16 protein-coding genes are annotated in these 18,974 nt (G+C 71.3%); 6 read left to right on the top strand and 10 right to left on the bottom strand.

Features of this window, described 5'->3' with window-relative positions; translation table 11 throughout:
- Positions 1–470 precede the first annotated feature (470 nt).
- The gene (locus tag OG943_RS41285) at positions 471–1,148 is read right to left on the bottom strand and encodes a carboxymuconolactone decarboxylase family protein (RefSeq protein ID WP_328606309.1); all 678 of its coding nucleotides are present in this window, start codon (positions 1,146–1,148) and stop codon (positions 471–473) included.
- A 122-nt stretch (positions 1,149–1,270) separates the two neighbouring features.
- Between OG943_RS41285 and OG943_RS41280 the strand changes: the two genes are divergently transcribed.
- Both OG943_RS41280 and OG943_RS41275 read left to right on the top strand, forming a co-directional pair.
- A complete protein-coding gene (locus OG943_RS41280) occupies positions 1,271–1,873 on the top strand; it encodes a TetR/AcrR family transcriptional regulator (protein ID WP_328606308.1) in 603 nt (200 codons plus the stop codon).
- The gene (locus OG943_RS41275; protein ID WP_328606307.1) at positions 1,870–2,379 is read left to right on the top strand and encodes a GNAT family N-acetyltransferase; all 510 of its coding nucleotides are present in this window, start codon (positions 1,870–1,872) and stop codon (positions 2,377–2,379) included. Before OG943_RS41280 ends, OG943_RS41275 begins: the two co-directional genes overlap by 4 nt.
- A 48-nt stretch (positions 2,380–2,427) precedes the next feature.
- Here OG943_RS41275 and purH read toward each other — a convergent pair whose 3' ends face one another.
- From purH to OG943_RS41235, 8 genes are all read right to left on the bottom strand, one after another.
- Positions 2,428–3,990 carry a bifunctional phosphoribosylaminoimidazolecarboxamide formyltransferase/IMP cyclohydrolase gene (purH, locus tag OG943_RS41270; RefSeq protein WP_328606306.1) on the bottom strand — a complete coding sequence of 521 codons (1,563 nt, stop codon included), beginning with the start codon at positions 3,988–3,990 and terminating at the stop codon, positions 2,428–2,430.
- Positions 3,987–4,604 (bottom strand): phosphoribosylglycinamide formyltransferase, encoded by a 618-nt coding sequence (purN, locus tag OG943_RS41265; RefSeq protein WP_328606305.1) that lies wholly within the window; start codon positions 4,602–4,604, stop codon positions 3,987–3,989. Before purN ends, purH begins: the two co-directional genes overlap by 4 nt.
- 74 nt (positions 4,605–4,678) lie before the next feature.
- On the bottom strand, positions 4,679–6,220 hold the full coding sequence (locus OG943_RS41260) for a cell division protein PerM (protein WP_328606304.1): 1,542 nt from the start codon (positions 6,218–6,220) through the stop codon (positions 4,679–4,681).
- A 254-nt stretch (positions 6,221–6,474) separates the two neighbouring features.
- Positions 6,475–7,239, bottom strand: a complete 765-nt coding sequence (locus tag OG943_RS41255; protein WP_328606303.1) for a DUF5336 domain-containing protein — start codon at positions 7,237–7,239, stop codon at positions 6,475–6,477.
- 232 nt (positions 7,240–7,471) lie between these two features.
- Positions 7,472–8,362, bottom strand: coding sequence for a succinate--CoA ligase subunit alpha (sucD, locus tag OG943_RS41250; RefSeq protein WP_328606302.1), 891 nt, complete (start codon positions 8,360–8,362; stop codon positions 7,472–7,474).
- Position 8,363: 1 nt separating this feature from the next.
- Complete coding sequence (gene sucC / locus OG943_RS41245) at positions 8,364–9,533, bottom strand: ADP-forming succinate--CoA ligase subunit beta (RefSeq protein ID WP_328606301.1); 1,170 nt, start codon at positions 9,531–9,533, stop codon at positions 8,364–8,366.
- A 117-nt stretch (positions 9,534–9,650) separates the two neighbouring features.
- Positions 9,651–10,007: a hypothetical protein gene (locus OG943_RS41240; RefSeq protein WP_328606300.1), complete on the bottom strand. Its 357-nt coding sequence runs from the start codon at positions 10,005–10,007 to the stop codon at positions 9,651–9,653.
- Entirely contained in the window at positions 10,004–11,668 is a 1,665-nt protein-coding gene (locus OG943_RS41235) for a hypothetical protein (RefSeq protein ID WP_328606299.1), read from the bottom strand. The genes OG943_RS41240 and OG943_RS41235 overlap by 4 nt, the downstream gene beginning before the upstream one ends.
- A gap of 1,877 nt (positions 11,669–13,545) precedes the next feature.
- Between OG943_RS41235 and OG943_RS41230 the strand changes: the two genes are divergently transcribed.
- Positions 13,546–14,229 (top strand): M23 family metallopeptidase, encoded by a 684-nt coding sequence (locus OG943_RS41230; protein ID WP_328612296.1) that lies wholly within the window; start codon positions 13,546–13,548, stop codon positions 14,227–14,229.
- Positions 14,230–15,112: 883 nt separating this feature from the next.
- Here the strand turns inward: OG943_RS41230 and pcrA are convergent.
- Complete coding sequence (gene pcrA / locus OG943_RS41225; protein WP_328606298.1) at positions 15,113–17,539, bottom strand: DNA helicase PcrA; 2,427 nt, start codon at positions 17,537–17,539, stop codon at positions 15,113–15,115.
- A gap of 169 nt (positions 17,540–17,708) precedes the next feature.
- Between pcrA and OG943_RS41220 the strand changes: the two genes are divergently transcribed.
- From OG943_RS41220 to OG943_RS41210, 3 genes are all read left to right on the top strand, one after another.
- Positions 17,709–18,137 (top strand): DUF1707 SHOCT-like domain-containing protein, encoded by a 429-nt coding sequence (locus OG943_RS41220; RefSeq protein ID WP_328606297.1) that lies wholly within the window; start codon positions 17,709–17,711, stop codon positions 18,135–18,137.
- Between the two features lie 164 nt (positions 18,138–18,301).
- Positions 18,302–18,598 carry a chorismate mutase gene (locus tag OG943_RS41215; RefSeq protein ID WP_328606296.1) on the top strand — a complete coding sequence of 99 codons (297 nt, stop codon included), beginning with the start codon at positions 18,302–18,304 and terminating at the stop codon, positions 18,596–18,598.
- A gap of 63 nt (positions 18,599–18,661) precedes the next feature.
- Positions 18,662–18,967 (top strand): hypothetical protein, encoded by a 306-nt coding sequence (locus tag OG943_RS41210; protein WP_328606295.1) that lies wholly within the window; start codon positions 18,662–18,664, stop codon positions 18,965–18,967.
- The last annotated feature ends 7 nt before the right edge of the window (positions 18,968–18,974 follow it).

Genomic DNA, 18,974 nt, shown 5'->3' with positions numbered 1-18,974 from the left:
CACTCAAAAGTGACCGCTCACCAGCGACCGCTCGAAAGCGGCGACTCGAACGCGGACACGACGTGCGTCGCGCCACGGCACGCCATGACGCCGAACGCCATGACACGCACCGGCGCACCGCCCGCCCCCACGCCGGAAGGACCATGGGACGGACGAGGCGCCGTTTCACCGCGGGGAAGGCGGCTCCAACACCCTGCATCGAACACCTGTTCGATGCATCCAGTAGACCTCAGACCCGGAATCCCTGTCAAGCGGGCCGCGGGGTGTCCACCCTCACGCGGCCCGGATTCCCTTGTCCGCCAAGGAATATCGACCCTGGCGCGAAAGTCCCCCTCACGCCGGACCAACCCGGAGCCATCTCCAGATCACACCCGGACCACGCCCCGATCGCCACACGACCGCGGCGACCGAAGCGACCGAAGCCGCGAGAGCACCAGCCCCACAGCCCCAGCACCAAGACCCGCCACCACTCACCCGGCCAGCAACACGTTCAACACCTGCCAAGCCTGCCAAACCCGCGTCGCCCCGAACTGGGCGTTGAACCGCAGCACGGAGCGCACGTCGTCCGGCGAAGCGCCGCCACGCAGAGCCCGGCCGACGTGGGCCGTGAAAGTCTCCCCCAGGGTTTGGTAGTGGATGTCGACGCTCATGGTCGCGAATCCGCGCTCCCGCTCACTCAGGCCGGCGAAACCGGGGTCGGTCCGCATCCTCGACTGCAGGTCGAAGAACTCCGCGAAGTGCGGGTCCAGCTCGGCCAGCTGCGCCCGCACCGGCGGCGGCAGCGGGCTGGGCCCCGGCGCCAGCAGGTCCTCGGCGGGCAGGGGCAGCTCCGGCCGCGGCAGACCCAGCGTCTCCTCCAGCTCGACGAGCCGCTCGAAGCCGGCCGCCGCCGCCGGGTAACCCGTGTCGTAGGCGATGAACCGCAGCAGCGTGCGAATGTCCACAACCGACACTCCCGCCGCCAGGCCGGCGCGGACGTGCGCCTCGAACGGCAGGCCAAGACTCGGCTGGCAGACGTCCGCGACCACACGCAGGAACACCTTCTCCCGCTCGGTCAGCCCGGGCACCGCCCCGACGAACCGGGCGGTCGCCTCGGCCATCCGCGCGAACGCCGGGTCCAGCGCCGTCAGCCGATCAAGATCGCTCATAACTTCGGAAACCGTTGCCACAGCAGTACTCCTCGTCTTGTACATCCGTAGCGCTACACCTGTAGCCCGAAGTGACGCTACACCTGTAGCGCGATAGGTGTCCAGCTACACTGGAGGACGCCATGGAGAAGACCCCCCGACGCCGCCCCAACGCCCGCGGCCACGGCGAGCTGCTGCGCGACGAGATCGTCACGGCCGCCGTCCGCATGCTCGAAGAGCTGGCCGACGACGAGGCGCTGTCACTGCGGGCCGTCGCGCGCGAGGTGTCGATCGCCGCGACGTCGGTGTACCTGCACTTCCCCGACCGCGACGCGCTGGTGCTCGCCGCCATGCAGCGCTGCAACGAGGAGCTCGTGCAGGGCGGAGACGAGGCCGAACGGGCGCACGAGGGCGACCCGGCGGCCCAGCTGCGCGCCCGCACCGTCTCGCAGTTCGAGTGGGCGCAGGCGCACCCCGGCCTCTACAAGGTGCTCCATGAGAGCACGGTGCACCGGCGGCTCGGCATGCCGTTCAAGGAAGTCCTGCTCGAGCGCACCCGCTCGGCCGTCCAGCGCTGCATGGACGCCGGCGTGGCCCCGCCCGGTGACGCCGCCACCGTGACGATCGACTTCCGCACCGCCGTCAACGGCATGCTCTCCCAGCGCATCAACGAGCCGGACCTGGACTGGCCGCCCGCGCTCGATCAGATCGACCGCTACCTGACGAAACTGGTGGGCTTGAAGTGAAACACATCGCGCTCCGCGCCTTCACCGAAGACGACCTGCCGGTCCTCGACCGGTTCGCCACCGACCCCGAGGTGCTCGGGGCGTTCCAGTGGAACGGTTTCGCCGATCCGCAGGCGCGCCGCCGCCGCTTCGCCGAGGACGGTCTGCTCGGCGGGGCATCGAGCTTCATCGCCGTGACGGTGGACGGCGCCCTGGCCGGGATGGCCAGCTGGCGGGCCGCCGACCGCGGCGGGCCGGCCGGCGGCTGCCACGAGATCGGCCTGACCCTGCTGCCCGACCACCGCGGCCACGGCACCGGGACGAAGGCGCACCGGCTGCTCGTCGACCACCTGTTCCGCTTCACCCGCGCGCACCGGCTGGAGGCGTTCACCGACGACGACAACGTCGCCGAGCAGCGGGTGCTGGAGAAGGCCGGCTTCCACCGCGAAGGCCTGCTGTGCCAGGCGGCCTGGCGCGACGGCGCCAACCGCGACGTGGTCGTCTACGGCCTCCTGCGCGAGGGATGACAAAAGGGCCGGCCGGGAAACCCCGGCCGGCCCTCGGAAAACCTGTGGTCAGTGCGCGAAGTGGCGTGTGCCCGTCAGGTACAGCGTGATCCCCGCGGCCTCCGCGGCCGCGATCACCTCGGCGTCGCGAATGGACCCACCGGGCTGGACGACGGCGCGCACGCCGGCCTCGATCAGCACCTCGAGCCCGTCCGGGAACGGGAAGAACGCGTCGGACGCGCCCACCGAGCCCTTCGCCCGGTCGCCCGCGCGAGCGACCGCCAGCCGCGAGGAGTCGACGCGGTTGACCTGGCCCATGCCGACGCCGACCGTGGCGCGCTCGTGCGCCAGCAGGATCGCGTTGGACTTCACCGCGCGCAGTGAGCGCCACGCGAATTCGAGGTCCGCGAGCGTCTGCTCGTCGGCCGGGGCGCCGGTCGCGAGCTGCCAGTTGGCCGGGTCGTCGCCGGGGGCGTCGATCGCGTCGACGGTCTGCACGAGCACCCCGCCGGAGATCGGCCGGAACTCGATCGGCGCCGGCCGCTCGATCACCGGCAGCTTCAGCAGCCGCACGTTCTTCTTGCGCTGCAGGACTTCCAGCGCCTCCGGCTCGAAGTCGGGCGCCAGCACGACCTCGGTGAACACCTCGGCGATCTGCTCCGCGGCCTCGACCGTCACCGGCCGGTTCGTGGCGATCACGCCGCCGTAGGCCGAAACCGGGTCGCACGCGTGGGCCTTGCGGTGCGCCTCGGCGACGTCCAGGCCCACCGCGATACCGCACGGGTTCGCGTGCTTGATGATCGCGACGGCGGGCTCGGCGAAGTCGAACGCGGCGCGCCGGGCGGCGTCGGTGTCGACGTAGTTGTTGTACGACATAGCCTTGCCGTGCAGCTGCTCGGCGTGCGCCAGCCCCGGCTGCGCGCTCTTGTACAGCGCGGCCTTCTGGTGCGGGTTCTCGCCGTAGCGCAGCACGTCCGCGCGTTCCCAGGTGGCGCCGGTGAAGTCCGGGAAGCCGGAGTCGTCCGCGGGCGCGTACGTGTTCGCGAACCACGAAGCGACAGCCGTGTCGTACGCCGCCGTGTGCGCGTACGCCTGCGCCGCGAGCCGCTTACGGTCGGCCAGCTCGAAGCCGCCCTCGGCGACGCGCTCCAGCACCCAGGCGTAACGCGCCGGGTCCACGACCACCGCGACGCTGCCGTGGTTCTTCGCGGCCGCGCGCACCATCGCCGGGCCGCCGATGTCGATGTTCTCCACGCAGTCCTCGGGGCTCGCGCCCGACGCGACGGTCTGCGTGAACGGGTACAGGTTCACCACGAGCAGGTCGAACGGCGCGATGTCGAGCTTCTTGAGCTGCGCCACGTGGTCGTCGTTGCCCCGGTCGGCGAGCAGCCCGGCGTGCACGCGCGGGTGCAGCGTCTTCACCCGGCCGTCGAGCGACTCCGGGAACCCGGTGACCTGCTCGACCGGAGTGACGGGGACTCCCGCGTTCGCGATCACCTTCGCGGTGCCGCCGGTCGACACGATCTCCACGCCGGCCGCGTGCAGACCGGTCGCGAGCTCGAGCAGGCCGGCCTTGTCCGAGACGCCGATCAGCGCGCGCCGGACCGGGCGTCGTCCTTCTGCAGTGCTCACGAAAACCTCACCTTTCGTCCGTCCACGGTGCAGCCACCACGGCCGAGTCGCTCGATCGTTTCAACCAGCAGCCTGCGTTCCACGGCCTTGATCCGCTCGTGCAGGACGTCTTCGGTGTCCTCGGCCTCCACCAGCACCGCCTCCTGGGCGATGACGGGCCCGGTGTCCACCCCCGCGTCGACGAAGTGCACGGTCGACCCGGTGACCTTGACGCCGGCCGCCAGCGCGTCGGCGACCGCGTGCATCCCCGGGAACGACGGCAGCAGCGCCGGGTGTGTGTTGACCACCCGGTTCTCGAACCGGGACAGGAACTCGGGGCCGAGGATCTTCATGAAGCCCGCCGACACCACCAGGTCGGGCTGGTAGACGGCGACGGCCTGGGTCAGCGCCTGGTCCCAGGCCGCGCGGTCGGGGTGGTCGGCGACGCGGACGGTGAACGACGGCACGTCCGCGCGCTCGGCCCTGGTCAGCGCCTCGATGCCGGTGCGGTCGGCACCGACCGCGGCGACGTTCGCGGGGAAGCCGGGGCGCGCGACGGCGTCGAGCAGGGCCTGCAGCAGTGTGCCGGAACCGGACGCGAGCACGACGATCTTCACCGGGGTGGGCAGGTCCAAACGACTGGCCAGAACGGGCTCCTTGCACGGCGGCACGCCTCGGGCGCACGGCGCTTCAGCAGGTCACCCCAACCCTAACGGTCGTCCTCGCGGGGCTTCTCGTCGACGGAGGCCTCGGTGGACCCGGTCACAGCGCCGGGCGTCTCGCCGGGCGTCTCGAGCAGGGGTTCCGGCTCGTCGAGGACCACGTCCTCCGGCTGCTCCAGGCCCAGTTCCGCGTCGGCCTCGGCGTCGAACTCATCGAACTCATCGGACTCGGCTGTGTCCGGCTCGGTCTCCGGCTCATCGGGGTCTTCGGGCTCTTCCGACGCGGCGTCGGTCTCGGTGTCCGCGTCCTCGGCCGTGTCCTCTTCGGACTCCTCGGGCTCTTCGGCTTCCTCGACCAGCTCGTCGTCGAAGACCTCGTCGGGCTCGACGTCCAGCGTGGTCGGCGGTGCGGCCGGCGCGTGTGCCCCGGCGAAGAACGCCACGAACCCGCCCGGGATCACGATCCAGCAGAACGCCACGATCGAGGCGACGCCGACAGGCACGCTGACCGGGTCGAACGGGCCGTCGCCGAGCCGTCCGCCCGCGAGCGTCCCCAGCACCACGCAGCCGAAGCCGACCACGGCGCCCGCGACGGCGACGACGCGGATGCGCGCGGCCGGGTCGTCGTCCACCCGGCGGACCGACCAGCCGACGAGCGCGCCGACGGCGGCCGGCAGCACCAGCAGCGCGGGCCACCACACGGCGGCGTGCGCGGGGATGCCGCCGAGCAGCGGCAGGGCGGGCACGTCGCCGCCGTGGTAGCCGACCAGGCTGACGTCGAGCGAGCCGATCGTGAACCCGGGCCCGGTGACGAACGACAGCGCCGCCACGACGGCGTTGGGCAGGTACAGCACCGAAAGCAGCAACAGCCCGAGGCTGCTGCCGACCGACGGCTCGAACAGGTCGTCCACAGTGGACATCGACAGCACCGTGGCGAGCGTGAACACCAGCGCGCCCACCAGCACCAGCGCGGCGAGCCCGAGGGCGCCGGCCCGGACGCCGCGCGCGGCCAGCGGGTCCAGCCGTTCGGCGAGGGCGTGCGGCAGGCCGCAGCGGCGCACCACCCCGGCGGTGGCGGCGAGCGCGGCCAGCACCCCGGGCACGGCGAACGCGAGCGCCGGGTTCACCCGCACCGGCGCGCCGAGCGCGAGCAACGCGATGACCAGGCCGAACAGCGCGTGCGCACCGGCGATCACGGCGACCAGCGGGATGGCCTGCCCCGGCCGGGTGAAGCCCAGCCGCAGGACGGCGCCGGACGCCGTCCGCGCGACCAGCAACGCGGCACCGGCCGTGGGCAGCAGCGGCAGCACGCCCAGCGGGTGGCCGCCGATGCCGAGCTGCACCTGGTACGCGGCGAGCCAGCCCGGCCCGGCCGTGAGCAGCGCGCCCGCGGCGGAGAACCGGTCGGCGGTCAGCGTGACGAGCGCGATCAGGGTCGCGACCAGGGCGTATCCCGTGATCAGCGGCCCGACGGCGGCGGAGAACAACACCCGCACCCGCGTCGCCGGAGTCACTTCCGCGGCGAGTTCAGGGGAGTCCGCCACCGGTCCGTCGCCCGGCGGGCGTCCGGAACTGGTGAGCAGCTGCATGAGTTGACCATGACATCCGCGCTGGTCCGTCCGGGTGAGGCACGCCGCCGCCGGGTGGCGTGGCGAACCTAACCCACCCGACCGGGTCCCCCAGGACAACAAAAACACCCGCTGTGACACGGAGAGTCACAGCGGGTGTTGTGATTGCGACAAGCGCCCCAATGTGGCGTTGGTTGCGTCCAACGCACCGAATGCCACATTGGGTGCGTTCAACGCACCGAATGTGGCATTCGGGCGCTTCGCCGGAGCCGCGGTCAGCCCTGCTGGCCGAAACCACCCGGCGGAGTGCCCGTGCCCGAGCCTGGCTTCGGCTGGTCGGCCGGGGGCTGCTGGAAGAACTGGCCCTGCTGCGGCGCGTACGTGGTCGCCTGCTGCCCCGGGCCCGGCGGCGGCGTGGCGCCCGGCTGCTGGCCGGGGGTCGAGCCCGGCTGCTGGCCGGGAGCCGGCGGCGTCGCACCGGGCTGGTACTGCTGCGGCTGGCCGAACGGGCCGGCCGGACCGGACTGGCCGTACTGCGGCTGGTGGTACTGCGGCGTGGCCGGCTTCGGCGCCGGCAGCTTGAGCACGCCGTACTCGAGCAGCAGCCCGCCGACGGAGACCAGCAGCTGCACGATGCCGAGGATCAGCACGACGGTGACGATGCCCGGCGTGCTCGTCTCGGCCACCACCGTGTCCAGCGCCCCGAGCGCGCCGACCACGCTGAACAGCGCGGCGAACGGCAGCACCTTCGGGGCCTTCGGCAGCACGTGCAGCGCGGAGAGCAGGCCGCCGACGAGCAGGAAAACCGTGTCCTGGCCGACGTCGCCCGCCTCGTCGGAGAAGCCGATGAAGTACTGGACGACACCGAGCACGGCCACCACGAGGGCGAGCAGCGTCGGCAGGTTCTGCGGCAGCGCCGGGCCGCCCGACGACGGGGGCGGGCCCTGCTGCGGGAACGGGCCGGACGGGGGCGGGCCCTGAAGGGGCTGCTGACCGCCACCCTGCTGGGGGTAACCGGGCCCGCCGCTGGGGTAGGTCATCGGAAGCTCTCCTGTCGTTGGGGCCGGCAAGTAGCGGGACGTGCGGCAACCCGGTCCGGCGAAGACGGCCGGGCACCCGAACGCTAGCGCATTCGGACACACCCCTGTTCGGGCCGTTGGACGTGCGGACCACCCGATCGGTTGCCGCCGGAAACACCGGAGGCCGGGCACCGACGTGGTGCCCGGCCTCCGGGAGGGTGTCATCGCAGGTCAGCCTGAGCCGACCGGCGGGTCAGCCCAGGCTGTTGTACAGCTCACGTGCGAGCACAGCGGTCTCGCTCGGAGTCTTGCCGACCTTGACGCCGGCGGCCTCGAGGGCCTCCTTCTTCGCGGCGGCCGTGCCGGAGGAGCCGGAGACGATGGCGCCGGCGTGGCCCATCGTCTTGCCCTCGGGCGCGGTGAAGCCCGCGACGTAGCCGACGACCGGCTTGGTGACGTTGGCCTTGATGTAGTCTGCCGCCCGCTCCTCGGCGTCGCCGCCGATCTCGCCGATCATCACGATGACCTTCGTCTCGGGGTCGTTCTGGAACGCCTCGAGCGCGTCGATGTGCGTGGTGCCGATGATCGGGTCGCCGCCGATGCCGACGGCGGTGGAGAAGCCGATGTCACGCAGCTCGTACATCATCTGGTAGGTCAGCGTGCCGGACTTCGACACCAGGCCGATCCCGCCGGGGCCGGAGATGTCGGCCGGGATGATGCCGGCGTTCGACTTGCCCGGGGTGATCACGCCGGGGCAGTTCGGCCCGATGATGCGGGTCTTGTTGCCCTTGGCGCCCGCGTGGGCCCAGAAGTAGGCCGAGTCGTGCACCGGGATGCCCTCGGTGATGACCACGGCCAGCGGGATCTCGGCGTCGATGGCCTCGAGCACGGCGTCCTTGGCGAACTTCGGCGGCACGAAGATGACCGACACGTCGGCGCCGGTCTCCTTGATGGCCTCTTCGACCGTGCCGAAGACCTTGAGGTCCTTGCCCTCGATGGTGACCGTCTGGCCCGCCTTGCGGGCGTTGACGCCGCCCACGATGTCGGTGCCGGACTTCAGCATCTTGGTGGCGTGCTTCATGCCCTCGGAGCCGGTGAGGCCCTGGACGATGACCTTGCTGTTCTCGTTGATGAAGATCGACATCTCACGCACCTGCCGCGGCGAGCTCGGCGGCCTTGTCGGCCGCGTTGTCCATAGTGTCCACCACGGTGACCAGCGGGTGGTTGGCGTCGGCCAGGATCTGGCGACCCTCCACGACGTTGTTGCCGTCGAGCCGGACGACGAGCGGCTTGCTGGCCTCGTCACCCAGGATCTTCAGCGCCTCGACGATGCCGTTCGCCACCGCGTCACAGGCGGTGATGCCGCCGAAGACGTTGACGAACACGCTCTTCACGTCGGTGTCGTTGAGGATGACGTCCAGACCGGCCGCCATCACCTCGGCGGACGCGCCGCCGCCGATGTCGAGGAAGTTGGCCGGCTTCACGCCGCCGTGCTTCTCGCCCGCGTACGCCACCACGTCCAAAGTGGACATGACCAGGCCCGCGCCGTTGCCGATGATGCCGACCTGGCCGTCGAGCTTGACGTAGTTGAGGTTCTTGGCCTTCGCCTTGGCTTCCAAGGGGTTCTCGGCCTGCTTGTCGACCAGGGCCTCGTGGCCCGGCTGACGGAAGTCCGCGTTCTCGTCCAGGGTGACCTTGCCGTCGAGGGCGATGATCTTGTCCTGGGGGTCGCGCACCAGCGGGTTGACCTCGACCAGCGTCGCGTCTTCCGCGACGAAGGTCTCCCACAGCTTGACGACGACGTCGGCCGCCTCGTCGAGGACCTTCTCCGGGAACTTGCCCGCGGTGAGGATCTCGACGGCCTTCGCCTTGTCGACCCCGGCGATCGCGTCGACCGGGATCCGGGCGAGCGCTTCGGGGCGCTCGACCGCGAGCTGCTCGATCTCCATGCCGCCCTCGAAGGACGCCATCGCCAGGAAGGTGCGGTTCGACCGATCCAGCAGGAAGGAGAAGTAGTACTCCTCGGCAATGTCCGAGGCCGCGGCCACCAGCACGCGATGCGTGATGTGGCCCTTGATGTCGAGGCCGAGAATGGCTTCCGCCTTCTCCTTCGCCTCGTCCGGCGTCTGGGCCAGCTTGACGCCACCGGCCTTTCCGCGGCCACCGACCTTCACCTGCGCCTTGACGACGACCTGGGTGCCGATCTGCTCCGCGGCAGCCTTGGCTTCTTCGGGGGTTGTTGCCACCGAGCCCGGCAGAACCGGTACTCCGTGGGCGGCGAAGAGATCCCTCGCCTGGTACTCGTAGAGGTCCACTACTCCAGTCTCCTGACGACACGCCACTGTGGTGGTCCCTGAACGGACCGCGCTGTCGGACCAGTCGAGGTTAGCGACCTGCGCAGACGCAGGGCACTCCGCACCTGGTGAAGTCGGTCACCGTGCGCGGTCAGACGGTATGCGGGCGGTGTGAGACCGCCCACCGGCGAGCCGTTCGGCCAGTGCTTCGAGCGGTTCCGCCGGGTTTTCGGGGTCGTCGGTGTTTCCGGGGCCCACCACGAAGAGGTGAACGTCGCCGAGCCCGTCGGCCAGGCCCGCCGGCGCGGCGCCGCCGAAGACGCCGAGCGCGTCCGGGTCCTCCTGCTCGGCGGTGCGGAGGATCGGCTCGGCCCCGGCGAGCACGCCGGCGTGGATCACCTCGACGCCGGCGTCCCGCAGGAGACGGCTGAGCCGCGCGGCCTCCGGCGTCTCGGTGAGTTCGACGAGCAGCACGCGCGGCCGCACTCGGGTCACGGCCGGGTCTTCGCGGTTTCGGTGGTCTCCGCTGTTTTGGCTCCCGCTGCCGCTGTGATGGCCGCGACCACGGTGGCGACGACGGCCGCGAGACCGAGCCAGAACCCGATGCCAGGGCGGGATCCGTCGATCGCGGAGCCGACGAGCGGGAGTTCGGCGACGTGCAGGGCCAGCACCAGCGCGGCCCCGCCGAGCGCGGCGGCCGCGGCGCCAGGCCGGGAGCGGACGGCCAGCGCGAGCACGCCCAGCACCACGAGGACCGCGGTGAGCAGGCCCCACGACGGGGTGTCGAAATCGGACCAGAGCCCGGGCGACGGGTAGTCCGGCGCGGTGAACACCGGCGTCCCGAACGTGGCGACGGCGAGCACGGCGGCCGCCACGACGGGGATGAGAACGTTGGGGCGCGGGCCTTCCGTGCCTTCGTCGTCACGTTCGACGACGCCGGTGACAGTCGCGGCGAGTGCCGTCAGGCCCGCCAACCCGAGCGCGATCGCGGTGAAGACGGCGCCGGCGCCGAGGTGGTAGCTGATGGCGCCGCCGAGCCCGCCCAGCCCGGTCGCCTCCGACGCGGTGATGGCGGTGCTGAGCACGGCCGTCCCGGCGAGGACGACGCCGGCCCAGAGCACGGCGAGGAAACCGCGCGCCGCCCGTGCCGTCTTCGCGGCGAGGAGGAACGGCGCGGGCAGCAGCACGAGTCCCGCGGCGACGACAAGCAGCCAGCGCGCGGGACTGTCCGTCTGGGTCTGGCCCGCGAGTTGCGGGGCGAGCGCGCCGATCACCGCGGCGACGGCGGTGAGGACGGCGAGCAGCCCGGTGGCCGTGCGCCAGAGCGTGAGGCCGGGTACGCGGGCTTCGCCGGCGAGGTCGGTGCGTTCGGCCGCCGTCTGCTGGGGAGTGGCGAGCGGGGTGAGCAGGAGGACGAGCAGCGTCGCGACAACGGCCATGCACGGCCCCCACGCGACGTGCAGGTCCGGCACCACGAGCCCCGCCACCACCGCGGGCAGCGCGACGGCGAACACCGCGGCCGCGGCCCCGCCGAGCGTCCCGCGCGCCACCCCGTCGGACGCCGACGAGAACCCGAGCACCGCGGCGATCAGCAGCGCCCCGGCGAGCAGGACGTACCCGGCCAGCGCGGCGCCGGGCCCTTCGAACGCCGAGCGCGCGAGCAGGTACGGGTCGGTGGAAACCACCGGCGACATCAGCAGCCCGACGGCGGTGACCACGGCGAGCAGCGGCACGACGAGCCGCCACCGCCGCTGTCCGGGCGAACTGCCCGCGATCTCGTTGAGCTCCCGGGCCACGCGCGCGGCCCGCAACCCGGCGGCGATCGTGAGGAGGTGCCCGATGGCCAGCAGCCAGAACCCGGCGGCCACCCCGCTGCGGTCCAGGAGACGGTCGGGCAGGTACAGCTCGGGGCGGACGGTGAGGGAGCCGTTGGCGAAGAACTGGACGTCGAGCAGCAACCGCCCCGGAGCAAGCGCGGCGAGCCCCGCGATCAGCCCGGCGGCCAGCCCGTGCCGCCCGGTGTACGCGGCCCACACGGCAAGTCCGGCGGGCACCAGCGCGAGCACCGCGAGAAGCGGCCAGCTGAGATACCCGGGCCCGGCATCGGGCGAAACGGGCAGCACCGCCCCGACGGTCAGCGCGACGGCCCCGGCCACGGTGAGCCACACAGCCGCGGCGAGGGCCGCGGAGGGGCGCCGCTCGGCGAACTCGAGTTCTGGCTGGGAGTGGGCTTGGGGTGCGGTGCTGGGCTGGGTTCGGGACTGGGTTCGGGACTGGGGCTGGGTTTGGCCGCTCTCGGAGTGGGTGCGCGCCGCCGGGTCCGAACTGTCGACATAGGACCGCGACGACACTCCACCAGCTGTCCCCGATTGGGCGGAGTCGCCAGTGGAGGATCGCTGGTCGCGCGAGGCCGACCGGTCGCGCGAGGCTGATTGGTCACCCGAAGCTGATCGGTCACGCGAAGCCGATTGGTCACCCGAGGCAGACCGGTCGCGCGAGGCTGATCGGTCAAGCTCGGCGTCGGGACCACTTCGGCCGCCGGAGTCGCCCGTGGCGACTGGGGCTGCAGGGTCGCCCGTGCCCGCGGAGGCAGCCGGGCCGTCTGTGGCGGCGGGGGTAGTGGGGCCGCCTGTGGTGGTGGAGGCAGCGGAGCCGCCTGTGGTGGCTGGGCCGCCTGTGGTGGTGGAGGCATCTGGGGCGGCGGGGCTGTCTGCGGTGTCGGAGGCTTCGGACCGAGTGCCGCGGCCGCGGCGAGAGTCACGCCGGGCGCGCTCACGGGCGGCGGCCTTGCGCTCGGCAAGACTGGGCCGCCGCGAACTGGCGGGCGACCCGGGGTTGTCCTGACCGGAATCAGGCCGGACCGCGGATGGGTCCCCGTCGGGGGGCCCTGAAGGCGAATTCATCGGACGCGACGCTAGCAAGCCAGCCCGCCGAGGGCGCGCCGCCGCCGGACAAGCCACACCATCACCCACACGACTGGGCACCCACAGCGGTGGAACAGGTCGACAAGAACACGGCATCGGGGCAGGAGCGACGGGCAGCGGCCACCACCGATCGGACAGCGGAGTGGCAGCCAAGAGGACCGGTCGAAGCCGCCAAGAGGCCAGTCGGAGGGGACTGGTCGAGGTGCAGTCACACCGAGCGGCGCGGTGGCGCGGTCACGGGCGGGCGCAGTCACTGACAGGAGAGCGCGGTCACGGGCGGGAGGGTGCAAGTCGCTGGCGGGAGGGCGCGGTCACAGGCGGGAGAGTGCAAGTCGCTGGCGGGACGGCGCGGTCACAGGCAGGAGAGTGCACTCGCGGGCAGGAGGGTGCGGTCACAGCCGGGGAGGGTGCGGTCACAGCCGGGGAGGGTGCGGTCACGGGTTTCATGGCGGCCTGCACGAAGGTGGCCGCGTTCGGCGGGATCCTGCGGGTGCCGTCGGTCGTCGTGGTGCGAGCGGCGTAACGAGGTGCCATCGGATGGGGTAGTCGGGCGATCGGCGCACCACGGGTCTCAAGCGGACAAAACAGGCGCAATCAGCCCCGTTGCGAGGTGAATGCGCCTCAACAGCGGGCCGTAATCGTTTATTTCGGAGGCGGAGGCCTTCAGAGGGGGCCGGAGGCCTACCCGGAGAGCCGATCGCCCGAAAGACCTGTAACCGAAGTCACACCTTTCGGAGTAGTTCCGGATTAACTTTGAGTAATCCCCACAGCTAGCCGCCGGATCGGGGCCGCTCGTTCGGCCGACTCGCGGGCGACGCCTTGCCGTCGGCGGTGTCGCTTGGTTACTGTCCCACGGTCCCCATTACAGTCAGGTCACAAAGCAGGACGACGAGCGAACCACCCCCGAGGTTGGCTCACCGGGTTCCCCCGCCCGCAGTCTTCGCAGATCCGGCTCCCCGACGATGGAAGGCCCTGTCTTGGCTTCACACCGCTCCCCCGGCGGCCAAGCCCCTTCCCCGGCGCTGAAGGACGCACTGGACGGTGCGGTCATCCGCGTGCGGGGTTCGCACCGCATCGCCCCGCCCTCTTCCGCCCTGCGTGGGCGGGTCGTGGTCGCCGCTGTCGCGGCAGGCGCGTTCGCCGCAGCCGCCGCAGGCCAGACGCTCAAGACCGTGACCGCGGACTCCGACGCCGCCGTCACCCCGCTCGCCAACGCCCAGGAAGCGAGTGCCTCCTTCACCCTCGGCAGCGCCGGCTCCGGTGGCGCCCCCGAGCTGCTGCCCGCCGGCCACGGCATGGATGCCTCCGCCGAGGCCGCCAAGATGGCCGACAACCAGAAGGTCACCGAGGCCCGCGAGCAGGCCGAGGCCGACGCCGCGCGCAAGGCTGCCGAAGAGGCCTCTCGCCCGAAGACCTGCCTGCCGGCCAACGGCACGTTCACCTCCGGCTTCGGCGCCCGCTGGGGCACCAGCCACCTCGGCATCGACATCGCGAACTCGATCGGCACGCCGATCTACGCCGCCTCCGACGGCACCGTGATCCAGGCCGGCCCGGCCAGCGGCTTCGGCCTCTGGGTCCGCGTCCAGCTCGAGGACGGCACCATCCAGGTCTACGGCCACATGGACAGCTTCTCGGTCCACGAGGGCCAGAAGGTCAAGTGCGGCGAGCAGATCGCGAAGATCGGCGACCGCGGCGAGAGCACCGGCCCGCACCTGCACTTCGAGGTCTGGCAGAACGGCAGCAAGAAGATCGACCCGCGCCCGTGGCTCGCGGCTCGCGGCATCACGGTCTGACCCAGCCCAGCAATAACGGTCTGGCCCAGCCCCGTATCGCGGCTTGAGTCGGCCCGGCATCGCTTGAGTCGGCCTAGGTCGACCGCAGTCTCGACGCGGCGGAACCAAGGCCACCAAACCAGTCGGAGCCCCTGCAAAGGCTGCAGGCAGATCCGATGGACACAGCTTCACTCGACCGTTGCGGCCGCACTACCCGCCACCGCAACGGCTCGCTTGTCCCCACGCTTCCGCATAGCAGGAGTCCACGGCCCCGATTCCGTGGCGACGCGCCTTCACCAGGCCATGCGAAAACTGACTGAGACGGCCACAGCGCCCCGGTCCGCCACTTGCCTGGGCTCGGACACTCGCTAGCGCTCGCCGTTCGGCAGCCGTCGGATGAAGTACGCGACAGCCACCTGCCAGACGGTGCACAGTCCACTCTGCCGCCGCGTCGGCCACCAGCCGAACCGATTCGGCCAGCCCGGCCACCAGCCGGACCGGCCCGAGCCACAGTCAGCCAGGCCTGGATCGCGGTGGGCCAACGATGAGCGGGCCGAAACCGACCTCGTCGTCCACCGGCCCCGGCCACAAGCCAGGCAGCGGCCATCCGCGCCCAGCTCGTGCTGCCGGAGCAGCGCCCGCCAGGCGGCGGCCAGCCTTGGTGCTTCCCCTGGGCCAGCGCCACCCCGGCCCTGGCCCTGGCCCTTAGTCGTCCCCACGACTCCCTGCAAGTACTCCTGTACCCCACCGGCCAGGACACCAAACAAGATCGCGTCCACACCCCTCGTCCTCCCCCTTCCCCAGGGGCACCGGCGCGAGCACCAGCCTACCCCATCAAATCGAACTTGTGTTCGACTGAGTTGAGGTTAGCGAAGGGGTCCGACAAAAACGCCACAGACGAGCCTCAGAGCTTCACCATGGGGACGCTGCCGATCAGCATCAGCCGGACCTTGCCCGACGCGCCGAAGTCGATGGTCGCCGTCGAGCGGGGGCCGACGCCGTCGCAGGACACCACTGTGCCGAGGCCGTACTTGTCGTGGCTCACGCGGTCGCCGACGTCCAGCTTCAGGGCCACCGTGTCCTTCCACGCCTTGCCGAACGGCGACGTCGACGAGGTGGACGAAGACGGGGACCGCCGGCCCCACGTGGTCGCCGCCCGCGGGCCCGAGGACGAGGATCCGGAGGACGACCCGAAGTTTCCGAAGCCCGCCGACGACGGCTCCAGCCGCCGCCAGTCGACCAGGTCCGGCGGGAGCTCGTCGAGGAACCGCGAAGCCGGGTTCATCTGCGGCTGCCCCCACGCCGACCGCACCAGGGCGCGCGAGACGTACAGCCGTTGCCGCGCCCGCGTGATCGCGACGTACGCGAGCCGCCGCTCTTCGGCCAGCTCCGCCGGGTCGCCGAGCGCGCGCATGTGCGGGAAGACGCCGTCCTCCCAGCCGGTGCAGAACACCACCGGGTACTCCAGGCCCTTCGCGGTGTGCACGGTCATCAGCGTGACCACGCCCGCACCGCCGTCGCCCTCCTCGCCGCCGTCCGCGGCCGGGATCGAATCGGCGTCCGCGACCAGCGACACGCGCTCCAGGAACGCCGGCAGCGAACCGGGCGCCGGCACGCCGTCGTCCAGCACCAGCTCGGCGTTCTCGTCCTGGGTGACCTCGGCGGTGAACTCGGTGAACTCCCGCGCCACCGTGACGAGCTCCGTCAGGTTCTCCACCCGCGAAGCGTCCTGCGGGTCGTCGGACTCTTCGAGCTCCGCGCGGTAACCCGTGCGCTCCAGCACGGACTCCAGCAGGTCGTGCACCTCCGCGCCGGACGCGGCCACCTCGCCGAGGTCGTCGAGCAGCGACACGAAACCGGTGATCGCCTTGGCCGAGCGCGGGTTCAGCAGTGGCACCTTGCCCTCGACGGCGTCGCGCAGCGCGGCCGCGAAGGAGATCCGCTCGCGCTCCGCGTGCGTCGCGACGACGGCCTCGGCGCGGTCGCCGATGCCGCGCTTCGGGACGTTCAGGATGCGGCGCAGGCTGACCGTGTCCTCCGGGTTCGCCAGCACCCTCAGGTACGCCAGCATGTCCCGGACCTCGCGCCGCTCGTAGAACCGCACGCCGCCGACGACCTTGTACGGCAGGCCGAGCCGGATGAAGATCTCCTCGAACACCCGCGACTGGTTGTTGGTGCGGTAGAAGACGGCGACATCGGAGTAGTCCGCCTCGCCCTTCTCCGCCAGCGCGTCGATCTCGCCCGCGACGAAAGCCGCCTCGTCGTGGTCGTTGTCCGAGACGTAGCCGACGATCTTCTCGCCGTCGCCGGAATCGGTCCACAGCCGCTTCGCGCGCCGGTTCGGGTTTCGCGCGATCACCGCGTTCGCCGCCGACAGGATCGTCTGCGTGGACCGGTAGTTCTGCTCCAGCAGGATCGTGTGCGCGTTGGGGAAGTCGCGCTCGAACTCCTCGATGTTGCGGATCGTGGCGCCGCGGAAGGCGTAGATCGACTGGTCCGCGTCACCCACCACGCACAGTTCGGCCGGCGCGATGCCGGAGTCGCTCGGCTCGGTGCCCGCCAGCACACGCACCAGGGTGTACTGCGCGTGGTTCGTGTCCTGGTACTCGTCGACGAGTACGTGGCGGAACCGGCGCCGGTAGTACTCGGCGACGTCCGGGAACGTCTGCAGCAGCGACACCGTGCGCATGATCAGGTCGTCGAAGTCGAACGCGTTGGCCTGGTCGAGCCGGCGCTGGTACTCGCCGTACACCTCGGCCACGCGGCGCTCGAGGTCGTTCGCCGCGTTCGCCGCCGCGTCCTCCGGGCCGATCAGCTCGTTCTTCAGGTTCGAGATGTTCACCGCGAGCGTGCGCGCGGCGTACTTCTTCGGGTCGATGTCGAGGTCCCGCGCGACGAGCGTGATCAGCCGCTTCGTGTCGTCGGAGTCGTAGATGGAGAAGCTCGACGACATGTCCAGCGTCTTCGCCTCGCGGCGCAGGATCCGCACGCACATGGAGTGGAAGGTGGACACCCACATCGCGTTGGCCCGGCGGCCCACGAGCGCCGCGACGCGCTCGCGCATCTCGGCCGCGGCCTTGTTGGTGAACGTGATCGCCATGATCTCGCCGGGGTGCACGCCCCGCTGCCCCAGCAGGTAAGCGATCCGGCGGGTCAGCACCCGGGTCTTGCCCGAGCCCGCGCCGGCGACGACGAGCAGCGGCCCGCCCGCGTGGCTGACGGCCTCGCGCTGCGCGGGATTGAGGTCCTCGAGCAGGTCGGCCACCCCGTTCCGGGCGGGCACGCGCTTTTCGTCGGGGAGTTCGGCGGGGAGATCGAAGAGGGTGTCCATCGTCTGTCCACGCTACCCCTGGGGTACGACAGGTATTCAACAGCCACAGCGGCTATTCGACAGACGGCTATTCGACAGACACAGCGGCCGGCTGCGCTTGTGAACGTACGCCGCGGTGCCGCCTGGCGACCGACGCGCGGAGGCGGCGCGCGGCGGAGCATCAAACGGTATGGACGACAAGATTCCCGCCCGCCTCAGGGCTTCCGACGACGACCGAGAGCGCGTCGCCGCGACGATCCAGGCTGCCGGCGCCGAAGGACGGCTCACCCTGGCAGAGGTCGAAGACCGGCTGAGCACGGTTTACGCGACCCGCTTCACCGACGAGCTCGGCGAGCTCACCACCGACCTGCCCCGGCCGCAGCCCGAGCGCCGGCCGTTCGTCCGCGACGCGCTGCGGCACCCGGCGCTGCGCGTCCACCTCGGGATCGTGGTGGCGATCGCGGTGTTGCTGATCGTGCGGTGGGCGGTGTCCGGCGCCGAATTCTTCTGGCCGGCGATCCCGATGTTCTGGCTCTTCATGAGCGTCCTCGCACACGCGCGCGTGCGTTCTTTGCGGGGCGCAGTTCGGCGGCGGAGCGGCGAGCCTGTGCCATACTGACCGGGTGCGGCACTGCAGTGAGCGATTTTTTACGGGACCCGGACTCCGGCTCCCGTGATCGCGTAGTGCCACACCCGCCATCACCCGCAGCCCCGGAGTCCACGGACCCGGGGCTTTCGCCGTCCCAGGGGCCCGCTGGGAGTCCGGACTTCAGAGAGGTCCCGATGAACGCGCAGACGCAGAACGCCGATGGACAGCCCGCCGAGAACACCACCGCGGGCGAGGACATCGCCTCGCTCCGCAAGGAGATCGACTGGCTCGACGCCGAGATCCTGCGGCTCGTCAAACGCCGCGTCGAGGTGTCGAAGACGGTCGGCGCCGCCCGGATGGCCGCCGGCGGCACGAGGATCGTCTACAACCGCGAGATGGACGTGCTGGCCCGCTACCGCGAGCTCGGCCCGGAAGGCCGGCAGCTGGCGATGGCGCTGCTCAATCTGGGCCGTGGGCGGCTGGGCCGGTGAATTTCGGGTGGCATCGGGGACTTCCCCGATTCACGCGGCGGCGGAACCAGGCAGACTGGACCCATGATTAACGTCATCGCCATCATCATCGCCATCGCGAGCGTGCTGGCGGCACTGGGCCATGTCGGCTACCTCGCGCTGCTGAACAACGCGGCGGGTAAGCGCGCCGGTGGTGCGCCGGTCGCGCAGTACGTCCGGAGCCGCTGGGCGGTCGCCGGTGGTACCACTGCGGCATCACTGCTGGCCTGGCTCTTCACGAGTGGGGGAACCGGCCTCGACATCATCGCCATCATCGTTGCCGTAGGTAGTGGTGCGGTGGCCATGAAGTCCCTTCAGTCGACCCAGACGAAGTACCGCAGCGGAGGGTAAGCAGCGC

The organism is Amycolatopsis sp. NBC_00345 (assembly GCF_036116635.1).
Lineage (GTDB): Bacteria > Actinomycetota > Actinomycetes > Mycobacteriales > Pseudonocardiaceae > Amycolatopsis.
This window is presented reverse-complemented; position numbering and strand designations above follow the sequence as displayed.

What these genes read in the sequence shown, in the direction of transcription:
- OG943_RS41285 (WP_328606309.1), bottom strand. Translation starts at nt 1,148, where the DNA reads ATGAGCGATCTTGATCGGCTGACGGCGCTGGACCCGGCGTTCGCGCGG.
- OG943_RS41280 (WP_328606308.1), top strand. Translation starts at nt 1,271, where the DNA reads ATGGAGAAGACCCCCCGACGCCGCCCCAACGCCCGCGGCCACGGCGAG.
- OG943_RS41260 (WP_328606304.1), bottom strand. Translation starts at nt 6,220, where the DNA reads ATGCAGCTGCTCACCAGTTCCGGACGCCCGCCGGGCGACGGACCGGTG.
- OG943_RS41255 (WP_328606303.1), bottom strand. Translation starts at nt 7,239, where the DNA reads ATGACCTACCCCAGCGGCGGGCCCGGTTACCCCCAGCAGGGTGGCGGT.
- sucD (WP_328606302.1), bottom strand. Translation starts at nt 8,362, where the DNA reads ATGTCGATCTTCATCAACGAGAACAGCAAGGTCATCGTCCAGGGCCTC.
- pcrA (WP_328606298.1), bottom strand. Translation starts at nt 17,539, where the DNA reads ATGGACACCCTCTTCGATCTCCCCGCCGAACTCCCCGACGAAAAGCGC.
- OG943_RS41220 (WP_328606297.1), top strand. Translation starts at nt 17,709, where the DNA reads ATGGACGACAAGATTCCCGCCCGCCTCAGGGCTTCCGACGACGACCGA.
- OG943_RS41215 (WP_328606296.1), top strand. Translation starts at nt 18,302, where the DNA reads ATGAACGCGCAGACGCAGAACGCCGATGGACAGCCCGCCGAGAACACC.
- OG943_RS41210 (WP_328606295.1), top strand. Translation starts at nt 18,662, where the DNA reads ATGATTAACGTCATCGCCATCATCATCGCCATCGCGAGCGTGCTGGCG.